At 35.2% G+C, this 20,871-nt stretch carries 23 protein-coding genes; 10 read left to right on the top strand and 13 right to left on the bottom strand.

Going from position 1 to position 20,871, the window contains the following annotated elements; all coding sequences use genetic code 11:
* Window positions 1–191: 191 nt before the first annotated feature.
* Window positions 192–668, top strand: coding sequence for a phosphohistidine phosphatase SixA (gene sixA / locus ACR30L_RS15815; RefSeq protein ID WP_435235212.1), 477 nt, complete (start codon window positions 192–194; stop codon window positions 666–668).
* 58 nt (window positions 669–726) lie between these two features.
* On the opposite strand, the gene ACR30L_RS15810 is transcribed toward sixA, so the two are convergent.
* Complete coding sequence (locus ACR30L_RS15810; RefSeq protein ID WP_435235211.1) at window positions 727–1,593, bottom strand: DUF3014 domain-containing protein; 867 nt, start codon at window positions 1,591–1,593, stop codon at window positions 727–729.
* A gap of 559 nt (window positions 1,594–2,152) precedes the next feature.
* Between ACR30L_RS15810 and ACR30L_RS15805 the strand changes: the two genes are divergently transcribed.
* The 5 genes from ACR30L_RS15805 to ACR30L_RS15785 all read left to right on the top strand — a co-directional run bounded on the left by ACR30L_RS15805 (window position 2,153) and on the right by ACR30L_RS15785 (window position 7,645).
* Window positions 2,153–2,890, top strand: coding sequence for a helix-turn-helix transcriptional regulator (locus tag ACR30L_RS15805; RefSeq protein ID WP_435235210.1), 738 nt, complete (start codon window positions 2,153–2,155; stop codon window positions 2,888–2,890).
* A 906-nt stretch (window positions 2,891–3,796) separates the two neighbouring features.
* Window positions 3,797–4,060, top strand: a complete 264-nt coding sequence (locus ACR30L_RS15800; RefSeq protein WP_435235209.1) for a calmodulin — start codon at window positions 3,797–3,799, stop codon at window positions 4,058–4,060.
* 175 nt (window positions 4,061–4,235) lie between these two features.
* On the top strand, window positions 4,236–5,660 hold the full coding sequence (locus ACR30L_RS15795) for a sensor histidine kinase (RefSeq protein WP_435235208.1): 1,425 nt from the start codon (window positions 4,236–4,238) through the stop codon (window positions 5,658–5,660).
* Window positions 5,661–5,672: 12 nt separating this feature from the next.
* Complete coding sequence (locus tag ACR30L_RS15790; protein ID WP_435235207.1) at window positions 5,673–6,236, top strand: hypothetical protein; 564 nt, start codon at window positions 5,673–5,675, stop codon at window positions 6,234–6,236.
* A 17-nt stretch (window positions 6,237–6,253) separates the two neighbouring features.
* On the top strand, window positions 6,254–7,645 hold the full coding sequence (locus ACR30L_RS15785) for a sigma 54-interacting transcriptional regulator (RefSeq protein ID WP_435235206.1): 1,392 nt from the start codon (window positions 6,254–6,256) through the stop codon (window positions 7,643–7,645).
* 21 nt (window positions 7,646–7,666) lie between these two features.
* On the opposite strand, the gene ACR30L_RS15780 is transcribed toward ACR30L_RS15785, so the two are convergent.
* The 11 genes from ACR30L_RS15780 to ACR30L_RS15730 all read right to left on the bottom strand — a co-directional run bounded on the left by ACR30L_RS15780 (window position 7,667) and on the right by ACR30L_RS15730 (window position 13,515).
* A complete protein-coding gene (locus tag ACR30L_RS15780) occupies window positions 7,667–8,077 on the bottom strand; it encodes a GNAT family N-acetyltransferase (protein WP_435235205.1) in 411 nt (136 codons plus the stop codon).
* Window positions 8,077–8,388, bottom strand: a complete 312-nt coding sequence (locus tag ACR30L_RS15775) for a cupin domain-containing protein (RefSeq protein ID WP_435235204.1) — start codon at window positions 8,386–8,388, stop codon at window positions 8,077–8,079. Before ACR30L_RS15775 ends, ACR30L_RS15780 begins: the two co-directional genes overlap by 1 nt.
* A 12-nt stretch (window positions 8,389–8,400) precedes the next feature.
* A complete protein-coding gene (locus tag ACR30L_RS15770; RefSeq protein ID WP_435235203.1) occupies window positions 8,401–8,994 on the bottom strand; it encodes a DJ-1/PfpI family protein in 594 nt (197 codons plus the stop codon).
* Window positions 8,995–9,480: 486 nt separating this feature from the next.
* Window positions 9,481–9,615, bottom strand: a complete 135-nt coding sequence (locus ACR30L_RS15765) for a hypothetical protein (protein WP_435235202.1) — start codon at window positions 9,613–9,615, stop codon at window positions 9,481–9,483.
* A gap of 51 nt (window positions 9,616–9,666) precedes the next feature.
* Complete coding sequence (locus ACR30L_RS15760) at window positions 9,667–9,801, bottom strand: hypothetical protein (protein WP_435235202.1); 135 nt, start codon at window positions 9,799–9,801, stop codon at window positions 9,667–9,669.
* A gap of 51 nt (window positions 9,802–9,852) precedes the next feature.
* Window positions 9,853–9,987 (bottom strand): hypothetical protein, encoded by a 135-nt coding sequence (locus ACR30L_RS15755; RefSeq protein WP_435235201.1) that lies wholly within the window; start codon window positions 9,985–9,987, stop codon window positions 9,853–9,855.
* Between the two features lie 313 nt (window positions 9,988–10,300).
* Window positions 10,301–10,540 (bottom strand): hypothetical protein, encoded by a 240-nt coding sequence (locus ACR30L_RS15750; RefSeq protein ID WP_435235200.1) that lies wholly within the window; start codon window positions 10,538–10,540, stop codon window positions 10,301–10,303.
* A 39-nt stretch (window positions 10,541–10,579) separates the two neighbouring features.
* Window positions 10,580–10,960: a fluoride efflux transporter CrcB gene (gene crcB, locus ACR30L_RS15745; protein ID WP_435235199.1), complete on the bottom strand. Its 381-nt coding sequence runs from the start codon at window positions 10,958–10,960 to the stop codon at window positions 10,580–10,582.
* 308 nt (window positions 10,961–11,268) lie between these two features.
* Window positions 11,269–12,486 (bottom strand): ribose-phosphate diphosphokinase, encoded by a 1,218-nt coding sequence (locus ACR30L_RS15740; protein ID WP_435235198.1) that lies wholly within the window; start codon window positions 12,484–12,486, stop codon window positions 11,269–11,271.
* Between the two features lie 213 nt (window positions 12,487–12,699).
* Window positions 12,700–13,173: a GNAT family N-acetyltransferase gene (locus ACR30L_RS15735; protein ID WP_435235197.1), complete on the bottom strand. Its 474-nt coding sequence runs from the start codon at window positions 13,171–13,173 to the stop codon at window positions 12,700–12,702.
* Window positions 13,174–13,185: 12 nt separating this feature from the next.
* The gene (locus tag ACR30L_RS15730; protein WP_435235196.1) at window positions 13,186–13,515 is read right to left on the bottom strand and encodes a DMT family transporter; all 330 of its coding nucleotides are present in this window, start codon (window positions 13,513–13,515) and stop codon (window positions 13,186–13,188) included.
* A 431-nt stretch (window positions 13,516–13,946) separates the two neighbouring features.
* Between ACR30L_RS15730 and ACR30L_RS15725 the strand changes: the two genes are divergently transcribed.
* On the top strand, window positions 13,947–15,026 hold the full coding sequence (locus tag ACR30L_RS15725; protein WP_435235195.1) for a polysaccharide lyase family 7 protein: 1,080 nt from the start codon (window positions 13,947–13,949) through the stop codon (window positions 15,024–15,026).
* 358 nt (window positions 15,027–15,384) lie between these two features.
* Here the strand turns inward: ACR30L_RS15725 and ACR30L_RS15720 are convergent, their stop codons facing one another.
* Window positions 15,385–15,582, bottom strand: a complete 198-nt coding sequence (locus tag ACR30L_RS15720; protein WP_435235194.1) for a hypothetical protein — start codon at window positions 15,580–15,582, stop codon at window positions 15,385–15,387.
* A gap of 710 nt (window positions 15,583–16,292) precedes the next feature.
* Here ACR30L_RS15720 and ACR30L_RS15715 point away from each other — a divergent pair.
* The 3 genes from ACR30L_RS15715 to ACR30L_RS15705 all read left to right on the top strand — a co-directional run bounded on the left by ACR30L_RS15715 (window position 16,293) and on the right by ACR30L_RS15705 (window position 20,796).
* Window positions 16,293–16,934, top strand: coding sequence for a site-2 protease family protein (locus ACR30L_RS15715; RefSeq protein ID WP_435235193.1), 642 nt, complete (start codon window positions 16,293–16,295; stop codon window positions 16,932–16,934).
* Window positions 16,935–17,145: 211 nt separating this feature from the next.
* Window positions 17,146–18,258 carry a helix-turn-helix domain-containing protein gene (locus ACR30L_RS15710; RefSeq protein WP_435235192.1) on the top strand — a complete coding sequence of 371 codons (1,113 nt, stop codon included), beginning with the start codon at window positions 17,146–17,148 and terminating at the stop codon, window positions 18,256–18,258.
* 210 nt (window positions 18,259–18,468) lie between these two features.
* Window positions 18,469–20,796, top strand: a complete 2,328-nt coding sequence (locus ACR30L_RS15705; RefSeq protein ID WP_435235191.1) for an Lcl domain-containing protein — start codon at window positions 18,469–18,471, stop codon at window positions 20,794–20,796.
* Window positions 20,797–20,871: the final 75 nt, after the last annotated feature.

Raw genomic sequence — 20,871 nt, 5'->3', positions numbered from 1 at the left:
GCTATTAGTTCTATAGTTTTATCATTATGCTTTGACAGCTTTGTTCTCTTAGAGAATAACAGGTCGTTTACTTTTTGCTCAATTTAGGTCGCTAGTATGACTATTCTGAGTAAATAATTTTAAGCGTCTTTAACCTTGGGCTCAACTTGTAGCACCAGCGTCGAGGTTGTTTAAACATATAAGGAAAAAATATGCAGATTTATGTAATGCGTCATGGACAAGCAGAATTGATAGCGCCTTCGGATTCAGAGCGCCCATTGAGTTCCGTTGGACAAGCAGAATCAAAGCAAATGGCTGCTTTTTTAGCTGAAAAAAATGTTTCCTGTGACGCTGTTTTGGTGAGTCCCTATTTACGTGCCGAGCAGACATTAGAGGCGGTCAAACCGTTAATCGTTAATGGAAAGGCTGATATAAAAGTATCTAGTTATTTAACGCCATCGGGGAATATTAATAAAATAGCGAATGAAATTCATGCATTACAAGTAATGGGAATTGAAAGTCTATTAATTGTTTCACACCTTCCCTTTGTTGGTTATCTTGTTGGTGAATTAGTACCTGAAGCGGGAGCGCCTGCCTTTTCAACCTCATCAGTGGCACATATCGAAATCGATAAACATGGTTCAGCTGTTTTACATAGCTTAACTTCTGTTGCACAACTAAATCGTTAAATAATTATTTTGCTCGGACTCTATTGATTCATTTCAATAGAGTCCTTTTGTTTATTGTTTAACGTAGTGTTTGTAAGCGTTGTTGAAGTTGTTTTAATTTTTCCTGTATTTTAAACGTATTATTCGGTCCCATACGTATTAATTGTTTTTGTATATCGTTTAACCCTTCTAATTGAGGATCGGCAAATTTATACATGACGGAAGGAGAAACTAACTCAATTGGATAATCAAGAATCGGTGTATTTATGATTAAATCGATGGCGTTATCGAGTTTATTTAGAAAGTTGCCATCGGAATATCCTATTTCAGCATAAGCCTCATCAATCAATGGTTTCAAGTTTTGGTATTGTGCCAGCGCAGTTTCAATATCAATTGAGTCAACTAAATTCGCATATACATCATATCGCTGGTAACTTTCTGTATTTAAAAATATTTTTTGGCCTGTACGGGTCACACTAAAAGGTTGTTTAGGGCTGATAACGGGGGCGAAGTAGGTAATAATATCTCCCTTGGATAAGTTATCAATAAACACAACAAAGTTTCTGACCATTTCTTCTGGGATAAGTACAGCGGTTTCGTTTTGAAGTGTTGACACTTGCTCAACGGCATTTAACACCATTGCATCTGAATCATCGAGTGCTGGAAGTGGTGTTTCTGAGACAGGTTCAGCGGTTATTGTCTTTTCTGGCTCTTGGGGTTGCTCAGTGTCTTGATCTTGTTGAGGCGTAACTGTTATTGGCGCTGGGGGTATTGCGGCCGGATTGCTTTCTGCTTCCTGTTTCGGTTGAAGTATTGTTATCGGATCATTAAGGCTATTTTTTTTCGAGATATAATAGTAGGTACCTGCCACTAATATAATTAATCCAAGTATAATAATCGTATTTGTTATTGAAAAACCTCGTGATTTTTTTATGTTGGATTTCATTATGTGTCCTCTGCGAGTGGATAACGATGCATTTATTTTCTAGTAAAATACCAATAAAACAATTGTTTATAAATTAATCTATAAAAAATATTCATTTTATTTTTAATTTGTTGAGAGATTAAAAATAAAAGTATTAATATGTCGAAGCAAGATATCTTTTACGTGCATGAAAAAAGCGTAATTTAAGTCAATGTATCGTTTAAAATGAGCGGTTTAACATATCATTACTGTCGTTATTATAAAATGCTGTATGGTTTATGATAGCGCTTTTTAAAGTTAATTTTATTTGTATGATAAATATTATTAAAAAGGGGTTTAAGTTATGTCTTTATGTAAATACAATGTGTAAAAATTAAGGAATATAACTGATGCCATTCAATAGGCAAAAATTAGTAAACCGAGAGGTAATCCTTTTTATGCGTAAAGTTGAATATCTTATTGGTATATCGCTGAAAAATTCGGTTTATACATTTATCTAATGTAGTGTTTTATAATTAAATGTAAACTTTGATTTAAAATATCAACAATCATTCAAGTCAGTTTTTTTCTGGCGAGCGAAATGCTTGATCAAGGACGAACAAATATGCCAATGACGAATGAATTTATTAAAGAGTTACAAAATGTAACCACTGAAAAACAAATACATGAGTTTTTGGTTTATTTAATTAGCGGATTAGAATTAGATTATTTTCTACTTAAAGTGTCATTTCCTATTTCAATGATTAAATCAGATTTTATGATCATTGATAATTATCCTCAGCCCGTTTCACAATTATATCAAATCGAAAATATCCTTAAAACGGATCCGATTGTTGATTACTGCTCAAAAAATCACAGTCCAATTTTTTGGGGAAAAGTCGCACCTTCTGAACTTAAAGACATTAATAGAGGGTTATTTCCGGTAAATCAATCGGGTTTTGCTGTTCCTTTACATGGTCCAATGGCTTCTTTTGGGATGCTTAATTTGTCTACAGGGGCTGATAAACCTAATTGTGATCATATTTTATCGGAGGCATTAACGGTCTTCCAGATTGTCATGCCGTATATTCAAGATGCGATTGCTACCGTGCGAAGTGAATCCTATGATCACAAGATGCAACTGACATGCCGTGAAATTGAATGTTTAACGTGGGCGACAGAAGGGAAGAGCGCCTGGGAAATTGCTCATATTTTAGGTTGTTCTGAGAGAACGGTTACATTTCATTTAAATAATGCAACCGCTAAACTGAAATGTACAAATCGTTATCAAGCTATTGCAAAGGCTATACTGACTGGGGTTATTCTTCCGAATTCATAGTTTAATAAATTAACACTGTCAAATCTGACAGGTTTTATTTCCAAGACCGCTTGATATGATATTCACCAATAAACATTCCTTCATTTTGTTTATTAGCGCCCCTTGCTCATTGAACTTTTGTCTTTGAGCTTTTTTTTGTCTAAATTTTAATGTTTCTCATTATTCTTCTCCTTCAAACTAAGCAAGATATTATTTTTATGCGCTCATTGAGTGAATTAATAGCATCTACAATTTCTTGATTTTCAATCTTTTTTATTGCTGTTTGCAGGCTTAGTCTTTATACGCAGACAGGTAAATTAAAAATAATCGTATTTTAACTTCACTTTTTATTTAACCTATTGAATTGTAAAGAGTAAAAAATATGGCATGGTTTTGGCTTATTAGATATAGCGTTCCCTTTGACGTGAATATTGAATTGGTTTACAAATAATTTTTTATTTGTTTCTATTTCGCACCCTTTGCTCATTGAACTTGTGTCTTTGAGCCTTTTTCTTTTTTATAATATTGCATGGCTCACTTTCACTACTTTATTCTGCTTTATCCAAGCCCCTATAAAAGATTAATGTTCACAGTCGATAATCTATTTTTGCTGTTTTTTATTAACCCATTGATATGACTTTGTTACCTTAAATTATTTGTTTTTCATTATGTGTATCAAAATGGATACTGTGTAAGTTATTGAATTTAAATGTTATCTGTTATTAATGGTGATTTTTGTCTGTAAATGGAGACGATTGATTGTATTTAATTTTGATTTTTTATTAGATTTTGTCTTAACGTATTGAATTTAAAGTATTTTTAAAAATTGGCACAACTTTGGCTATGTTTCTATTATCGTTTAAGTAAACGTTATTTTTAAAAAAATTATAATAATTAAAAAACAGATAATTAAAACGGAGTTATACCATGAAAAAATCACTTATCCTTGTCGTAACTACTCTTGCTTTTTCTTCATTCGCTTCTGCTTCCGATGATCTTATCGTGCCTTCTGCTGCTATTGACGTTGAAGCCAATTTTCAAGCAATTGATACAAATCTTGATGGTGTCATTAGCCTAACTGAAGCTGAAAACCAAGAAAAACTACTCGCTGCATTCCCTGATTTAGATCTTGATAAAACCGGTGATCTAAATGAAGAAGAATTTAAAAAATTTGTTATGGTGCAAAAATAATTAATGTAACACTCTTTTCTATCTGAATTGTTTCCTTCTGAGGTTATTACACACGGATCGTGTTTTAACTTCACCCTATTTGTAGAATTAATTAGTAAATTAAGAAATGTTTCTGCACAATAGTGTTTACTTTCTAACCCATATCCTTTTTTACGAATGAGATGCAACGTATACAATGTATGTTCCGCTGAAACTGATCCCCTTAAAATATCTCGTACTAGTTGGCTTTCTTATCTCTCTTATCCCACTTGGTTTATTTGTTTGGCAGAGCACGACAATTCAAAAAAATGTCAGTCTTTCTTGGCAGGATTTTACTAACGACTCCATTAGTTCGGTACGAATTGCCGTCGAACTCGATAGTCTATTGGTCAAAATAGAACGTTCAACAAAACAATATTTAATCTTACAAACGGCCTCTATCAAAACGCTAGCGAATGATAATATTAGTCATTATAAAAAACTGTTGGACGATTTAATTAAGGTTTCACCTAAGGACTTGATTGATTTTTGTCTTACTCAGCAAAAGAATATTACGCACTTAGAGAGCAGTTATACAACATTAGATGAGCAGCAGTTAAATCGATTACTAAGCGATCTCAGGGCGAATCAGTCTGCGTTAATGAATAATTTATGGAGTCATATTGATTCTTCTAAAAAAGAGCAGATAGATCTCGGATTAAAAAAACAAAAACAAGTGACCGTTGCCTTACTGGGAGTGTCTTTTATTACGTTTCTGCTTTTATTGGTATTGAGTTCGCAAGTTGTATCGCCCGTCAATATGCTGAAAAAGAAAATTAATCAATTAGATAAAGACAAACAAAAAGCATTAAATAATACATCTAAGTTTAATGGCCCTAAAGAGTTGCTTGAGATAGATGTGCAATTGGATAGGTTAGCCTTACGTTTGACTAAACTCGAGATGCTAAGACAATCTTTTTTACGCCATGCATCCCATGAATTTAAAACGCCCTTGGCCAGTATTATAGAAAGCTGTTCGATTTTAAGAGATCAAATTTCAGGGCCGTTAACACCGACACAAAAAGAAGTGGTCGGCATTTTAGAAGATTCCACCCAAAACTTAAAACATTTGACTGAACAATTGTTGGATTACAATTACTTACTACAAAATTCAAACCCAAGTATTGCTTCCTATGATGCACAAAATATTATTGATCAATCGCGAAAACGTTATGAGCATTTTTTCTTGAAAAGACAACAAGATGTCACCATCAATTGTCTTTTGAATGTGATTGATACCGATGAAAAGTTATTTACTCGCATTATTGATAATTTATTAAGTAATGCGCAGGCTTATGGTTTTGAAAATGGCAAAGTATTAGTTAAACTGTACGCCGACGTAGATTCCAACACAAATATCTTAATAGTGGCTAATACTGGCCCTAAAGTTCCTGAAGACGAAAAAGAAAGTATTTTAGAACCTTTTGGTCGCAGTGATATACCTCGGCATGATTCATTACCTGGTACTGGGCTTGGACTTTCAATTGTAAGAGATTGTGTACATCTACTTAACGGAACAGTGACATTTATCGATGTTCCTGATTTTGATTTTTCAGTTAAAATTATACTGCCACGTGCATAGTTAGGGCTTTTTGTGAAACTATTATTCTTTATTTTGTCTCTATTTTTGGTTGCTGCCTGTACTCATTTACAGCCTTTATTGCTACTTAATAATTCTGAGTCTGACACCAATTTGTCACCTTCAGAGATATTGCGAGAGCGTTGTGATGGCTATGCTTACGATAACACCGATGAACCATGTAACTTGATTGGTTGGCAGGAATTTGTATATCAATCATTATTACAAACTAAAGCACAACATACAGAGACATTAAATAAGCTTGGTAATACGCACGGAGATGTTTATAAAAGGCTGATTTTATTAAGCATGCGCTATGAATCACTTGAAGTACGTAACCATGCAAAGGATGTTATGTTGAATGTATCAGCTGAAAACCCAAATGGGTTTGGTCATTTTTTCTATTCGCTTGCGCACCTACTTGAACAACAAGTCACGGCAGAACATACCGTGGTTGATTTGCAAAAATCATTAAAAAGTACCGCTCAAAAAAATACTAAGTTAAAAGCAGAATTAGCGGATACAAAAGCAAAAATTCAAGCCATTATGGAAATTGAGAAAAACCTTAATGCTAATTAAGATAGGGGGATCTATCGATGGAAGTCTCGTCATTTAATCACGCTGAAAATCAGTCCATTTCGACACCGGAACCAATCTTAATTGTTGATGATGATACAAGTTTATTAAAATTGCTAAGCATTCGTTTGGGTAGTGAAGGTTATGATGTTACCACTGCGACTAACGTTGATACGGCGATTCACCTTATTGCTGATCATAAATTTTCAGTGGTATTGAGTGATTTACGTATGCCTGGGAAAGATGGCTTATATTTACTCGACTATGTGTCTGAAAATCAGCCTTCTTTGCCGGTTATTTTAATTACTGCACATGGTTCGATTAATGAAGCTGTAGTTGCTACCGAAAAAGGTGCGCTTGGGTTTATTACTAAACCGATTGATCACACTAAGCTTAAAGATGCGTTAAGTAATGCGATTGCACAATCAACCACGCATATTGCAACCGGTTGGCATAAAGAGATTATTTTCCGTAGCTCGGTGATGCAAAAGTTAATCGATCAAGCGGGGTTAATTGCACGACGGGATGTGAGTACTTTGGTTACGGGCGCAAGTGGAACAGGTAAAGAGGTCTTAGCTAAAGCGATTCATAAGGCGAGCAATCGACGTGATAAACCTTTTATTGCATTAAACTGTGGTGCGTTACCTGAACATCTGCTTGAATCTGAGCTTTTTGGGCATAAAAAAGGCGCTTTCTCTGGGGCTGTGAGCGAACACATTGGGTTATTTAGAGCGGCAGAAGGTGGAACGCTGTTTCTTGATGAAATTGGCGATATGCCTGTTTCTTTACAGGTGAAATTATTACGAGTCCTACAGGAAAAAGCATTACGTCCTGTTGGGAGTACGCAAACGATTCCAATTAATGTACGAGTGATTTCAGCAACCCATAAAGACCTTAAACAAGCGATGGAAGAGGGGGAATTTAGGGAAGATCTTTACTATCGTATTTGTGTGGTTAACTTACGGTTACCAAGCCTAAATGAACGTCAAGAAGATGTACCAGTATTAGCGCGTCATTTATTATCACTTAGTGCTGCAAGACACGATGTGCAAGTAACTCGTTTTTCCGATGAAGCGATGCTTAAACTTTGTCAAACGCAATGGCCTGGGAATATTCGACAACTTGTTAATGTGATTGAGCAATGTGTTGCATTAACTCAAACACCGGTAATTAGCTTATCTTTAGTGAACCAAGCGTTAATCCATAATAGTGATTATTTCCTTGGTTTAAGTGATGCGAAAGAAGCCTTTGAACGTAATTATATTACGCGAGTTTTGAAAATGACCGATGGTGTGGTTTCTAAGGCGGCAGAATTATCGGGGCGGAATAGAACCGATTTTTATAAGCTAATTAAAAAGCATAATCTTAATGTTGAAGATTATAAATTATGTAACCAACCAGAAAATGTGTAAGTTAAGCAGCGTTAAGTAAAGTCAGACTATTAACTTCATTGTCATTTTATAATAGGGGATGCCGGACTTTTCAAATCGGCTTCCTTGCTTTTCTAAACCAAATCGCTGATAAAAAGGCAGTGCGGTTTCTCGGGCATCACACCAAAATACCTCTAGGTCCAATATCTTTAAGGTTTCGATAAGATAGGCAAGCATATAAGAACCAATGCCTTTTCCTTGAAAATCTGAGAGTGTTGCAAATTTCCTAAGTCGTGCAGTCTGTTGCTGTATATAAACCGAAGCGACGCAGACCAATTTATTCTCGATAAATACGCCATAGTGATTCGCCGTTTCATCATCTTCAATTTTACAAAAAGAAGGTGATTTATTGGGCCATAAAACAGCATGTCGGATAGGGAGTGCATCTTCCCAGTGTATTGTTTTTATAATCATTAAACACTACCTGCTGATTCAACGACTAAAACTCTTGCTTCACCGTGTGGATGTGCAACATGTTCGGTGCCAACTGAGGCATAGAAAATATCCCCTGGATTTAATAGGACCGACTTTTTTATGCCTGCTTCTTTGTAGTACATTGCTACAATACCATTGAGTACCACAAAGACCTCTTCGCCATTGTTTATATGCCACTTATAGGGCTTATTTGTCCAATGAAGACGTGTCGTTATACCGTTCATACTCGCGATGTCTAATGCGCCCCAAGCTTGAGGTGCGGTGAATTCATTGCTTCTAATTATTTTCATTATCTATTCCGGTTAAGTTCGATTTATCTCTGGTGAACGTTGCCAATAATATTCCATTTGTTTAGCTGTTTTTTCTGCTAATGCTATATTCTCTAGCTGTGAAACTAAATAAAGGCTCATATCAATTCCAGCAGAAATGCCACCAGAGGTGATGACATTATCTTCCCTAACCCAGCGTTTATTATCGACAACATTAAGCATGGGGTAAGTTTTTTTAAGATCAGCAATATCTTCCCAATGTGTCGTGACCGTCATATTATCGAGTAATCCCGCTTCTGCTAAGATAAATGCACCGGTGCATACTGATATGACTTTATTGGCATGCAGGGCTGTTTTAGCCACCCAGCTAATTACATTGGTTTTATTTACTTCATCCGTGTGAACACCACCTACTACAATTAATATATCGATAGGAGGGTGTGAATTAAAGCAATATTGAGGTTGAACTAAAAATCCCCCTCGTGCCTTAACCATTGAATCTGTTTCGCCCACCAAGAATATATTCCAGTTCTTATTTGCTAAGCGATTGGCTGTACTTAACACTTCAAAAGGGCCTGAAAAGTCGAGAACTTCTGCATTTTCATAGATATATATTCCAATATTCATTGCTACTTCCTTACTTCGATTTAATACCAATGGAGATTAAATATATGATCTAAATGTTGTGCAGGGAAAATGCTTTAGTTCGAGGCGAAAGGCGATGTAAATGGTTGCTTCCTTTACGAAACTTTCAACAAAGAAATAAATCATGTTAATCATAGATCTGCTAATTATTACGATTAGTATTGGGTGATGCTATTACATAATACTGAAGGATACGTACTCAGCAAGAAAATTATTGTTAAAAATAAAGTAGATACTGGGTTTGAAAGTGGGGGATGGTGATTTTTAGGTAATAAAAAGCCCCTAGGCTAAGGGGCGATTTTATTTAATTATTTTCTTAACTAAAGCTTTAATACGAGATTTTCTTTTTGGTATTGATTTACCATATATCTCGTTCTCAATAATTTGTTTTGAAACTAGTTGTCCAAAATATATTGAGTTTAGATCGTTACCCATTATTTTATTTCCTGTTACGACTCAATTTATTTCTTATTTAACTATTTTTTTAACAAGTGCTTTGATACGAGATTTTCTTTTTGGTGTTGATTTACCATAAATTTCATTTTCAATAACTTGTTTTGAAACAAGTTGACCAAAGTAAATTGAATTTAGATCGTTACCCATCGTATTTTCTCCTAATGAATGATTAATAAATATTGTTCTTTAACTAATTGTTTATTTAACAATTTTTTTAACGAGTGCTTTGATACGAGATTTTCTTTTTGGTGTTGATTTACCGTAAATTTCGTTTTCAATGACTTGTTTTGATACAAGTTGACCAAAGTAAATTGAATTTAGATCGTTACCCATAATGTTTTCTCCTAAATATAAATAAATGTGTAATTAAAAATTAAGCATTAATTATTTAATGATTTTTTTAACAAGTGCTTTAATGCGTGATTTTCTTTTTGGTGATGGTTTACCGTAAATTGTATTTTCCATCACATTTTTTGCTACTAATTGGCTTAAGTAGATAGAACCTAAATCATTTCCCATAATGTCTCTCCTGTTTTGTAATTAAGTTACTTTCTGTTTTATCTTTAATTGTGATTATAGTCACACTTTTTGGTGTTATCAAGCTCTGTGTCACATTTTCTGGTAATTTTATTACATTAATTGATTTGAAGTATTGCTTTTTAAATGAAAATTTTATAGGAGGGTTGATAGTGCTATGAAAATAAAGGGGAATATAAAATTGGTAAAATAACGTGATCGGTAATGATGAGTATAATTTTTAAATAAAATTGATTGGAAGAGAAGTATTGTAATGAATACCTCTCTTATATTTTAAAAACGAATTCATTATTCATTATTCATTATTGAGTTTATTTATTTTGCGTAGTTCGAGTGAGGCAAAAACCAAGGTAAGTATACTCAGTACCAATGTGATGATGATGGTCGTAGATAATCCGTAAATAAAGAGTGTCACGATTGAGAATACAAATGCTAAAAATCCGCATTCAATAACAGTCATGATTATTTTTTTTATTTTTTTAGGATCTGGACCATCTGTTTTTTTAGGTGTTTGTTCTTTTACCTTTTTATTCATAACGCTATTCCATTACTGATTGTGATTATATGGGGTATTTTATAATAATTTTGCCAGGCTGTAGCCTAAATAAAGCATTAATAACCCAACAAAAAGACTTAATGAGGTGTAAAAGGCTAACAGAAAGAAGTGTTGGTCTTTTATATAGTCATAGTTTTCATTAATAAAAGTAGAGAATGTTGTAAAACCACCACAGAAACCAGTGGTTAACAGTAACCTCATATTATTATCCATAACATGACCAGAAAGAAACGCCCCATAAAAGAAGCCGATGACCAAACACCCAATAATATTGACTAAAAATGTGCCGAGTGGAAAGTTAATGTTCAGTAAGTCTTGTACATATTTAGAGAGTACGTATCGCAGACTTCCGCCGACGAAGCTGCCTACACCCACAAATAAAATCGCTTTTAACATCATGTGTTGTCCAGTAATCTGATTACAAATATAAGGTTATACCAATTGTATTAAATATGTGCTCTAAATTTTGCGCTGGAAAAATGGTTTAGTTTGAGGCGAAAGTTGATGTAAATGGTTGGTCCCTTAACGAAACTTTCAACAAAGAAATAAACTATTTTAACCAGCAAAATAGATCAGCTAATTATTACGATTGGTATTAATTAAAAAATGGGTAATATTATTCTCTTATTTGTTTGATAAATAAAGGAAGAAATGAATTATGGGTATATAAAGCTCGGAGGTTACCGAGCTTATTTGATAAGACTGGGTTATCTAGATTTTTTTAGATCCTGTAACTCTTCGCTATTCCAAATTTTACGTTTAAAACGTGGATTTTTTGAAGACATATCAATTTTATACGGGTTTTCTTCTGGATGTGTTGGCAACTCAAGAATATGAGATAGTTTTCGTGCTAACCATTTTTCAACTTTAAGAACGACCAGTTTTTTACGTAAACGACCTTGCTCATCGCGATTTAGAATAGTCGGTAAAGTATTCAGTGTTAGAATCTCGCCGATAGCGGGGTGCGCCATACGTTCACGACCTTCATCACTTGCATAGAAATGCGACACGGCAAATACCATACGCCCAGGTTTAATTTTTTGTAGGAACTGACAAGATTTAACTACGGTACCACCCGTGCGGACCATATCATCGAACAAAACAATACTACAACCGTCTAGACCTTCAAAGGTGTGTTCACTTTCATTATGTAATGTGATTTCGACTTTACGTTCGTTCGTACGTTCTTTATCAAGCATAATAAATTTTGCTTTGGAAAGTCCAAGGGTATTGAACATCTCTTTGACAAAATCACGCGCGCCTTTGTCCGGTGCACATAATACTAAGCCTTCACCATCGGGGCCGTAATTCAAAATATCACTGTTTAATAAATAATGCGCGTAAATTTGATAAGGGATCAGGTTATGAAAATCATTTTCAAAAATATCAGAAAAAATACGTTGAACAGAATGGGAATGATTATGGATAGTTAATACCGTATCAACTCCTGAAAGTTTTAATAGTTCAGCATAGAGTTTTGCAGTAAATGCTTGGCCATCAAATTTCTTAATGTCCTTAACATCACGTTTAAAATGCGTTTCGCCTAAATTTGCATGTGCGCCTCTATCCTGAGCACTATAGAATAAATCAGGTTCAACCAACACAACACGTTTTGCACCATTTTCCTTAGCGGTTCGGGCAATTACCAAATTAGACATGGCTAATTCTTGACGAGATTTTGTATGACTACTGGTGCTGACAATCACGACTGTTTTGCCGTTTAATGTTTGCCCTATTGAATCCATATCAAACTCATCGGAAATAAAACGGGGACAAAATTCAGTGTTCATGAAGGTTTTCATACTGATTAAATCAGCAATATCTTCATGTTGGCCCATTGCGTAGGCGATATCGATTGCGAATGGGTTGTCTGAAGTGTTACTTACAACGACGACATTACTTGAACAAGTAGTCGAAAAACTCATGATGGATCCTTGTCTAAATCGGTAGATGGGAGGTACTTGAATTAGTCATACATTTTAATGCGAATAATGATTAAACGATACTGTATATTTATACAAATTTGCATTTTAATTCGGCTAACTCATTTGCATCTGATTTCTGCATCTTGAATGGTAACGGATATAGTGAGTCACTATCGTATACATATTTTTTTCTATGATGACGGAGGATCATGACTATAAGTCAAGATCTCGTGCAATCATGAGCACTTCATCGGACGAATATAGGTTTGAAATGGTTGCTTCAATTTCTGCTCCTAATGTCGATTGATATAATGATTGCGCAAAATTATCGGCACGAGTGGTTACCAAAATATGTTTTATAGTGGCATTATTTAACGCTAATTGCGTTTTGATTAAGGGCAGTGAATGGGTAATTAAAGCTCGTCCGATGCCTTTATTACGATGGTTAGGTGAAACGGCTAGTTGTTCGAGCTCAAGTATCGCTTTTGGTCTAAAGCCACTTTTTTGTGACCAAATAATATAGCCAACTATGCATTTTTTATCTTCGGCGACAAAACATAAAAATCGAGGAAAAGCGTTAAGATTACACTGTAACCACTGCAGTGATTGTTCCTGCCTAATAAATGTTAATCGATGAATATCAGCTGCGGCGCTTAGGTCTGATTGGGTCATTAATCTTACTTTCATAAAAACTCCGCTTTAATGATTTACTGTTTTAGAAAATAGATTAATGACGACAACACCAGAAACAATTAACACCATGCCTAATATCGCCGGTAAATCTGGCATTTGACGATAAAGTACAGCGCTCATAACCGCGATTAACACGATCCCGAGTCCAGCCCAAATAGCATAAGCAATGCCAATTGGCACTGTTTTTAAGACGAGAGAAAAGAAATAGAAGGTGACTATATAACTGATAATACAAAGCATACTAGGGATAATACTTGTAAATTGATCGGAAGCTTTTAAAGCCATCGTTCCAATTACTTCTGCACAAATAGCAATTGATAAATACCAAAATCCCATCTTAATTCCTCGTTGAATTTACCTATATTGAAAGATGATACAGACAATTTCAAACTAACGTTATTTATTTATACCCGTTACCAATCAAGATGCTGATTTCTGCATCTTGAATGGTAACGGGTATATAAGGATGCAATTACGACCTGTCATATTCACATTAGCGTAATAGTGCAGAATGTCGTTGTAAATATATTTCAGTGAGTTGCTTCATGTAATTTATTTATGTGTTTGATATTTATTTGTGATGGTGGTCGAGCGGTTGATAATTTCTTTAATTGGTTTACCAAAAGGAGTCTTAATCATTGTATGTTGTTACCCGTAACTTTGGGTGTTTCTAATTTAATAGAGTAAGGGAATCGCCTGAAAATTTACTGAAGGGTGAAGGTTGGCATATTTACTCAAACTTAATTTTTATATTAAAAGGAATATTTATGAATACCCAGGATATTTTACAGAATAAATCTTTGATTTCATTGATAGGGTTAACGGGAATATTAACTGCCTACAGCTGTAATGTAAGCAGTGCTGAATTACAAATACCAGGTGAGCATTTCGATTTAAGTCGTTGGAAGGTCACGATGCCCTACGATTTAGATAAAAATGGGAAAGCTGACGAAATTAAAGTAAAAGAACTTCAAACATTTTCAGACCCCGATTTTTTCTATATTAATGGAAATGGCGAATTAGTTTTTACAGTCCCTAATAAAGGTGCCACAACAAGTAGTTTAGCCAGTGCTCGTTCGGAATTGCGAGAAATGAATCGTGGTATAAATACTGACATTGGTACACATGACCCTGCTAATAATGTTGCCCTTGCTGCCAATAAAAATGCAGACCAGTTTGGTGCTATTGGTGGAAAGCTTAGTGCAACATTAAGAGTTAATGCCGTTTCTTTAAGTGCGGGCTACCCTGAAAAACAACCTGCCTATACCGTTGTTGTTGCAGAGTTTCATTCGGGGAAAATTGCAGATCATCCTGAAGGCTTTGGTTGGAGTAATCAACCGCTTAAAATTTATTACAAAAAATTTCCGGACCAAGCTAAAGGTTCGGTTTTTTGGAATTATGAGCGTAATTTAGCGAGAAATGATCCAAATCGCATTGATATTTCTTATCCAGTTTGGGGGAACACTTGGGAAAACCCAGCAGATCCCGGTGAACAAGGCATTGCGCTTGGCGAACAGTTTAGCTATGAAGTGAACATTCATGAAAATACCATGTATTTAACCTTCCAATCCGAAGGCCATCCAGAAGTTAAGTATTCAGTTGATTTATCAAATAATGTAGACCCTTACGGTAAGGTCGATGAGCTTGATAACCCGAAGGGATATTCAGGTGATTGGTTCTTCCTGAAAGCTGGGGCTTATAACGAATGTAATACGAATGATGGTCCTAGTTTTGTTCAAACTGCTTGTTCTGGAACCGGTGATTGGGCAATAGACAAAAAAAATGGCGATTATGCTAGCGTTGCGTTTTCTAAATTAGTGCTTGGGGATTCAACACCGGTTAATTAGATTGCCAAAAATAAAAGAGTTAATATTTAAAGTATGTAGCAGTAAGCGCTTAATATACCAATTGTATTAAATATAGGATCTAAATTTTGTATTGGAAAATGGTTTGGTTCGAGACGAAAGTTGATGTAAATAATCGTTCTATTTACAAAACGTTTAGCAAAGAAATAAACAATATTAACCAGTAAAATAGATCAGATAATTATTACGATTGGTATTACATTGTGAGGTATAAACAAGCGCTAGAGAGGGGAGGCGTTATGGATCACAAATTAACCTAAGCAATATTGGTTTATAATCTGCCTCTAGCGCATTACAGATTATTTTGTTAATCAACTCCCTATTGAGGCGGAGTTAATTGTTATGACATTGCTTGTTGGCGTTTATCAATAATTTTTTGGACTTGTGTTACGATTGGGTCCATTGAAAGCTCCGTTGCTAGGTAACGAATTCGATACAAAGAAATTAACGGTAAATCTTCAATAGGTTGCTCAAGTAAAGCTTTAAGCTGGTTTTGTTCACTGTTCGGATTGTTTTCTTGGTTGTTTAAACCTGACATATTTATTTGGTTCCTTATTATTTAATGAGTGATCCCCAAATCGGGATAACGCTGAATGTCGCAATTCGCTTAATATAAAAACTAGGCGAGTTCTCCATTAATTTCAATACTATCTTATATATGCCTTTACTACCTTATATATTTTAAAATACATATCCCATTTTCATTCAACAGACCTTTACTACGGTATTGATTTTGCCTTTCCAATCGCAACCTGCATGGCTAACAGTAAGCTGGAAATTAGTCTATACCCGTTACCATTCAAGATGCAGAAATCAGCAAGACGAGGGGTGAGCAGATTCTAGGCATAAAGGTGAAGATCTAATGGGTTAAATCGAGACTTTATAACAACGAAGATGTTTGCCTCTCGTCTTGCCCTGCGGGTCACTAGCTCGTTTCTTATAAACCATGGTAATCCTGCGTTATAACATTCGATAAGGACTAGCCATTAAAGATGTAAAGTCTTGTTTTTACATCTACCGATAGAGGATTAACGCAGTTAATCGCTCGAAAGGTCATCATGTTACGCCTTGCCTTGGTATCCGAGCTAGTGACTGATAAACGCTTCTTGATTGGTAACGGGTATATAAAGTATGAATCTACAATTTGATTGGCTGTTACAGCATAGAGGGGCATAATAGCCATTAAGTATTTGTTTCTTGTGTCATAATACAAATATTTCGTTTTTCTAAAATACACAATAGGTTTATATGATTTCATTACTTATGCAAGGCCGTTATGATCTTTTTATTATGCTCCTGATCGCGATTGTTATTTCATTGTCGTTTCATGAATTTGGTCATGCTTGGACGGCTAAAATGTTTGGGGATAATACTGCAGAACGAATGGGGCGATTAACAATTAATCCCGTTGCACACATTGATCCAATGGGATTATTAATGGTTGCCTTGATCGGTTTTGGTTATGCTAAACCCGTTCCGACTAACCCAAGAAATTTTAATTCTAAACAGGCATCACTTTGGATTTCTGCTGCAGGACCTGGGATGAACTTGGTCTTGGCATTTGTATGTATTAATCTACAAGTGGCTGCATTAGAATTTCAAATCGGCGGGTTGTCTGGTGCAGGTGCTCAGTTTTTCCTGCAATATTTGGCTTTTATTAATATTATCTTAATGTTATTTAATTTAATTCCTATTGGTCCTCTCGATGGGCATTATATTCTGCCTTACTTTTTAACTAAAAATCATGCCTATAAATATGTTCAATGGAATGCGCAATATGGCTCGATGATTATGTTTGGGTGTATTGCATTAAGTATGGTCGGCGTGCCAATATTTTCTTTTTTAATGGGGTTTGCTAGCCATATTTCAACATTTTTAATGGTTGTTTAAATCCTGATAAATAGAAAACAGGTTGATAATTGATACATTGACTCGATATTTATCTTTTCATTGTCGGTAAGTTTGGGCTGAATTATCTGAAATTAAGAAAATATTTCGCAATAATGAGTTCAAACTATTTTTTAAGCATGAGATTAAGCGACAAAAGGTATAATAAAAAGTAATAAGAGTGTTAATAACATTATTAGGTAAGTGAGTGTTCATGAGTGCGTTTATATTTATCGGTATAGCCCATGCTATATTTACTATCATTTTTGTTGCCTCGAAAGAAAAAAAGATAATCAGCGATTACGTTCTTATTGCTTGGATTATTATGCTTGCCATGCCTTTACTCACGAGAGCATTAAGCCCTGCGTTGTTGGATATTCCCGTTCCTATCATAGATAAAAAACTTGCCTATCAACTTTGTTTAGGTCCTTTTTTGTGGCTTTACGTTAAATGCGTTACGGGCGATATTAAAAAATTTAAACCGATCTATCTCTTGCACTTTATGCCATTTATATTGGCGACACTTTTTCAAATTTCATTTCAACCCTCACCGATGCATGCAGAATTGAGTCGAGTTGGTAACCCATTTAATAAGGTTATTTGGTTGATTAACATGGCTTCTTTATTTTGTTATTCCGGTGTTGTGGTGTGGCGTTTAAAGAAACATCGCAAAGAGATACTTAATCGATTTTCTGCCTTAACAACACAAATCACCCTACGTTGGTTAATTTGGCTAACCTATGGATTTGTAGTTGCCTATACCTTCCCTTTTTTAGCGCGTTTTGCTTCATTTCCGATTATTTTACAATCACATGGTTATGCATTTACCGGATTTATTTTTATATTGAGTTTTTTCGGATTAAAGCAAACTCAATTATTTAAACAGGAAAAAGAACAAGAAAAGAAACTTGAATCAGTAGCTATTGATGAACCGATTAAGAAGGAGAAAAAAGAAAAGTATGAACGGTCGGGGCTGACGGAAGAGCGCGCAATACAATATCTCAAACGTCTTGAAGATTATACTCAAACTGAAAAGCCTTATTTAGATGCTAATTTAACCGTCGATAAATTGGCTAGTCAATTACATATTCCTCGCCATTATCTAACTCAAATTTTTAGTGAACAGCTTAATAAAAATTTTTATTTATATATTAATGAGTATCGCATTAATCGGGTGAAGCAGTTATTGACCGATCCAGCTGCTAAAGAGATGACCTTATTAGCTATCGCGTATGAGTGTGGTTTCAATTCAAAATCAACATTTAATGCCATGTTTAAAAAAATAACAGACTTAACACCAACCCAATACAAAAAAAGTAAGTCCTAACCTGGTTTTTAACGTGCTGTTTTATATGGTTATTTTATTTAGCCGCATAATTCGGACTCTCTTATTGTCCGTGATGCGCGGTTTGTGCGATTACGCTAAATTAAAACTGTAAATTTTGGCTATCGATGAAGTATTGATTCATCTTCAGGTTTATTACTTAGTATTTTCTATGTGATAAATAGTTCATGAAAAATAGAATAGGCAGAGATCATGATAAAAAATATGCTAATTAAACTTTTTATAGTCAGCGCTATATTTACGCGTGCGGCTTATGCAGAACAACAATTAACCGCGACGATTATTGGATCGGGTTCGCCGGTTTATAATGAAAATAGGGCGAGTGCGAGTGTGCTTATCTCTAATGGCGACACTAATATCTTGGTGGATATGGGGAACGGAACACAGGCAAATTTACATAAGCTTGGGTTTAATGTTCGCAACTTATCAAGCCTATTATTTACCCATCATCATTTAGATCATAATGAAGAATTTGTGCCTGTTTTTATTGGCTGTCTGATGGGAAATAATGATTTCACTATTTTTGGTCCTGCTAATACTCGTAAATTGGCCGAGGGAAATTTAGATTTATATAAAGAAGATATTGTTTATCGTTTAAGTAAAAGCAATCGTACGCTTGATGAACGAAAAAAAGCATTTACGGTGACCGATATAAAAGGCGGCGATACTTTCAGCGTGGGTGATATTAAAATCTCAACCATTGAAGTTCCTCATACTATTTATACCATTGCTTATCGTTTTGATTATAACGGTCAATCTATTGTCGTAACGGGTGATTTAACCTATTCAAATGACTTACCTGCATTGGCCAAAAATGCTGATTATATGATTATCGATTCTGGCGGTATGGTGATGGCCAATGGACAGAATAATAAACGTAAAAATAAAAAATCAGAGGTGAAGTCAAGTAATGCGAAGAGTACTAAAAATACTCATGTTCGTGCCCATTTAGACCTTGATGATTCGGGTAAAATGGCCGCTTTAGCTAATGTTACTAATCTTGTTTACACGCACTTTCTTCCTGGTGATATCGATCAAGCTGCTAGTTTAAAAATTATTCGTGAAAATTATCAGGGCAATGTGATTTTTGGCGAAGATTTAATGGTGATTAACAATGCTAATAGCGACGCTGTAACAACATCAACAACCCCAAAAAATAATTATTCGATTGTCGATACTGGCCAAACGATTTCCTATAGTAATGATGCGGTGATATCGACACCGGTTGACGGCGATGATTTTTTTGGCCAAGACGCTAGCTATAATATTAACCAACCTTCTTATACCGATAATCATGATGGGACCATTACCGATAATGTGACTGGTTTGATATGGCAGCAGGGGTTAACGGAAAAATTAAGTTATGATGAAGCATTACAAAAAGTAAAAAGTTTTAATTTAGCTGGTCATACGGATTGGCGGATCGCGACGATAAAAGAGCTTTACTCTTTAATTCAATTCACAGGCTCCGTAAAAGGTGAAAAAGCCATTACGCCTTTTATTGATACCAACTATTTTGAACAACCCTTAGGTGATGCCAGTCAAGGTGAGCGTGAAATTGATGCGCAGGTTTGGAGTAGTACTGAGTATGTTGGTAAAACAATGAAAAATGATGACACGGTATTCGGTGTTAATTTTGTCGATGGACGCATTAAAGGTTATCCCAAATACGATCCTCGTACTCATGAAGCCAATAAAATGTATTTCCGATTTGTCAGAGATAATAAGGACTACGGGAAAAATAATTTTGTCGATAATCATGATGGAACGATTACCGATCAAGCGACGGGGCTGACTTGGCAAATGGCAGATAGTCAACAAGGATTGAATTGGGAAGAGGCATTGCAATATGCTGAGAATCTTACATTAGGTGGTTATGATGATTGGCGCTTACCGAATGCTAAAGAGTTACAAAGCATTGTTGATTATACTCGTTCACCTGAAACCTCTCATTCAGCTGCGATTAATCCTATTTTTGAAATCTCATCGATTATTAATGAAGGTGGGGAAACAGATTACCCTTACTTTTGGAGTTCAACAACGCATCTTGATGGCCCAACACCCGAAAGTAGTGCTGTCTATGTTGCTTTTGGTAAAGCCCTAGGAAAAATGAATGACATGATCATGGATGTTCATGGTGCAGGAGCCCAACGTAGCGATCCTAAAACAGGTGAAGCTATGTCTCGTGGCCCTCAAGGTGATATGATCCGAGTGACTAATTATGTCCGAAGTGTCAGAGGCGGAGATAGTGATTCAGCAACAAAGTCAAAAGTCGCAACAACCTTTACCGAAGCTAAAAGCAATGGTGTGATAACGCATAATAAAATTGCTAATGAGCCCGTTAAAAAGCGCGAGAATTCAACCATGAACAATCGTTTTATGAATCGATTAGATAAAAACGGGGATGGGAAAGTATCAAGCACTGAGTTTAAAGGCAATAAAGCACAATTTAACTATCTTGATAAGAATAATGATGGTTATATTTCCCTTGAAGAGGCACCGACTGGGCCTCGAAAATAAAATAATAGCAATGCGGCTATATTTGTCAGTAGCCGCATCCGGAGTTTAGATATAGTGGCTATCGATGAAGAGCTC

The sequence above is a fragment of the Psychromonas saccharinae genome, assembly GCF_051201515.1.
Taxonomy (GTDB): Bacteria; Pseudomonadota; Gammaproteobacteria; order Enterobacterales; family Psychromonadaceae; genus Psychromonas.
Note: the sequence above shows the minus strand (reverse complement) of the source record. Positions and strands in the feature narration are given on the sequence as shown.

Coding starts and splice junctions, on each gene's coding strand:
- ACR30L_RS15755 (WP_435235201.1), bottom strand. CDS start 9,987: ATGGGAAATGATTTAGGTTCTATCTACTTAAGCCAATTAGTAGCAAAA.
- ACR30L_RS15760 (WP_435235202.1), bottom strand. CDS start 9,801: ATGGGTAACGATCTAAATTCAATTTACTTTGGTCAACTTGTATCAAAA.
- ACR30L_RS15800 (WP_435235209.1), top strand. CDS start 3,797: ATGAAAAAATCACTTATCCTTGTCGTAACTACTCTTGCTTTTTCTTCA.
- ACR30L_RS15805 (WP_435235210.1), top strand. CDS start 2,153: ATGCTTGATCAAGGACGAACAAATATGCCAATGACGAATGAATTTATT.
- ACR30L_RS15770 (WP_435235203.1), bottom strand. CDS start 8,994: ATGAATATTGGAATATATATCTATGAAAATGCAGAAGTTCTCGACTTT.
- ACR30L_RS15710 (WP_435235192.1), top strand. CDS start 17,146: ATGAGTGCGTTTATATTTATCGGTATAGCCCATGCTATATTTACTATC.
- crcB (WP_435235199.1), bottom strand. CDS start 10,960: ATGATGTTAAAAGCGATTTTATTTGTGGGTGTAGGCAGCTTCGTCGGC.
- ACR30L_RS15725 (WP_435235195.1), top strand. CDS start 13,947: ATGAATACCCAGGATATTTTACAGAATAAATCTTTGATTTCATTGATA.
- ACR30L_RS15765 (WP_435235202.1), bottom strand. CDS start 9,615: ATGGGTAACGATCTAAATTCAATTTACTTTGGTCAACTTGTTTCAAAA.
- ACR30L_RS15750 (WP_435235200.1), bottom strand. CDS start 10,540: ATGAATAAAAAGGTAAAAGAACAAACACCTAAAAAAACAGATGGTCCA.
- ACR30L_RS15715 (WP_435235193.1), top strand. CDS start 16,293: ATGATTTCATTACTTATGCAAGGCCGTTATGATCTTTTTATTATGCTC.
- ACR30L_RS15705 (WP_435235191.1), top strand. CDS start 18,469: ATGATAAAAAATATGCTAATTAAACTTTTTATAGTCAGCGCTATATTT.
- ACR30L_RS15730 (WP_435235196.1), bottom strand. CDS start 13,515: ATGGGATTTTGGTATTTATCAATTGCTATTTGTGCAGAAGTAATTGGA.
- sixA (WP_435235212.1), top strand. CDS start 192: ATGCAGATTTATGTAATGCGTCATGGACAAGCAGAATTGATAGCGCCT.
- ACR30L_RS15735 (WP_435235197.1), bottom strand. CDS start 13,173: ATGAAAGTAAGATTAATGACCCAATCAGACCTAAGCGCCGCAGCTGAT.
- ACR30L_RS15810 (WP_435235211.1), bottom strand. CDS start 1,593: ATGAAATCCAACATAAAAAAATCACGAGGTTTTTCAATAACAAATACG.
- ACR30L_RS15780 (WP_435235205.1), bottom strand. CDS start 8,077: ATGATTATAAAAACAATACACTGGGAAGATGCACTCCCTATCCGACAT.
- ACR30L_RS15785 (WP_435235206.1), top strand. CDS start 6,254: ATGGAAGTCTCGTCATTTAATCACGCTGAAAATCAGTCCATTTCGACA.
- ACR30L_RS15740 (WP_435235198.1), bottom strand. CDS start 12,486: ATGAGTTTTTCGACTACTTGTTCAAGTAATGTCGTCGTTGTAAGTAAC.
- ACR30L_RS15720 (WP_435235194.1), bottom strand. CDS start 15,582: ATGTCAGGTTTAAACAACCAAGAAAACAATCCGAACAGTGAACAAAAC.
- ACR30L_RS15775 (WP_435235204.1), bottom strand. CDS start 8,388: ATGAAAATAATTAGAAGCAATGAATTCACCGCACCTCAAGCTTGGGGC.
- ACR30L_RS15795 (WP_435235208.1), top strand. CDS start 4,236: ATGTATGTTCCGCTGAAACTGATCCCCTTAAAATATCTCGTACTAGTT.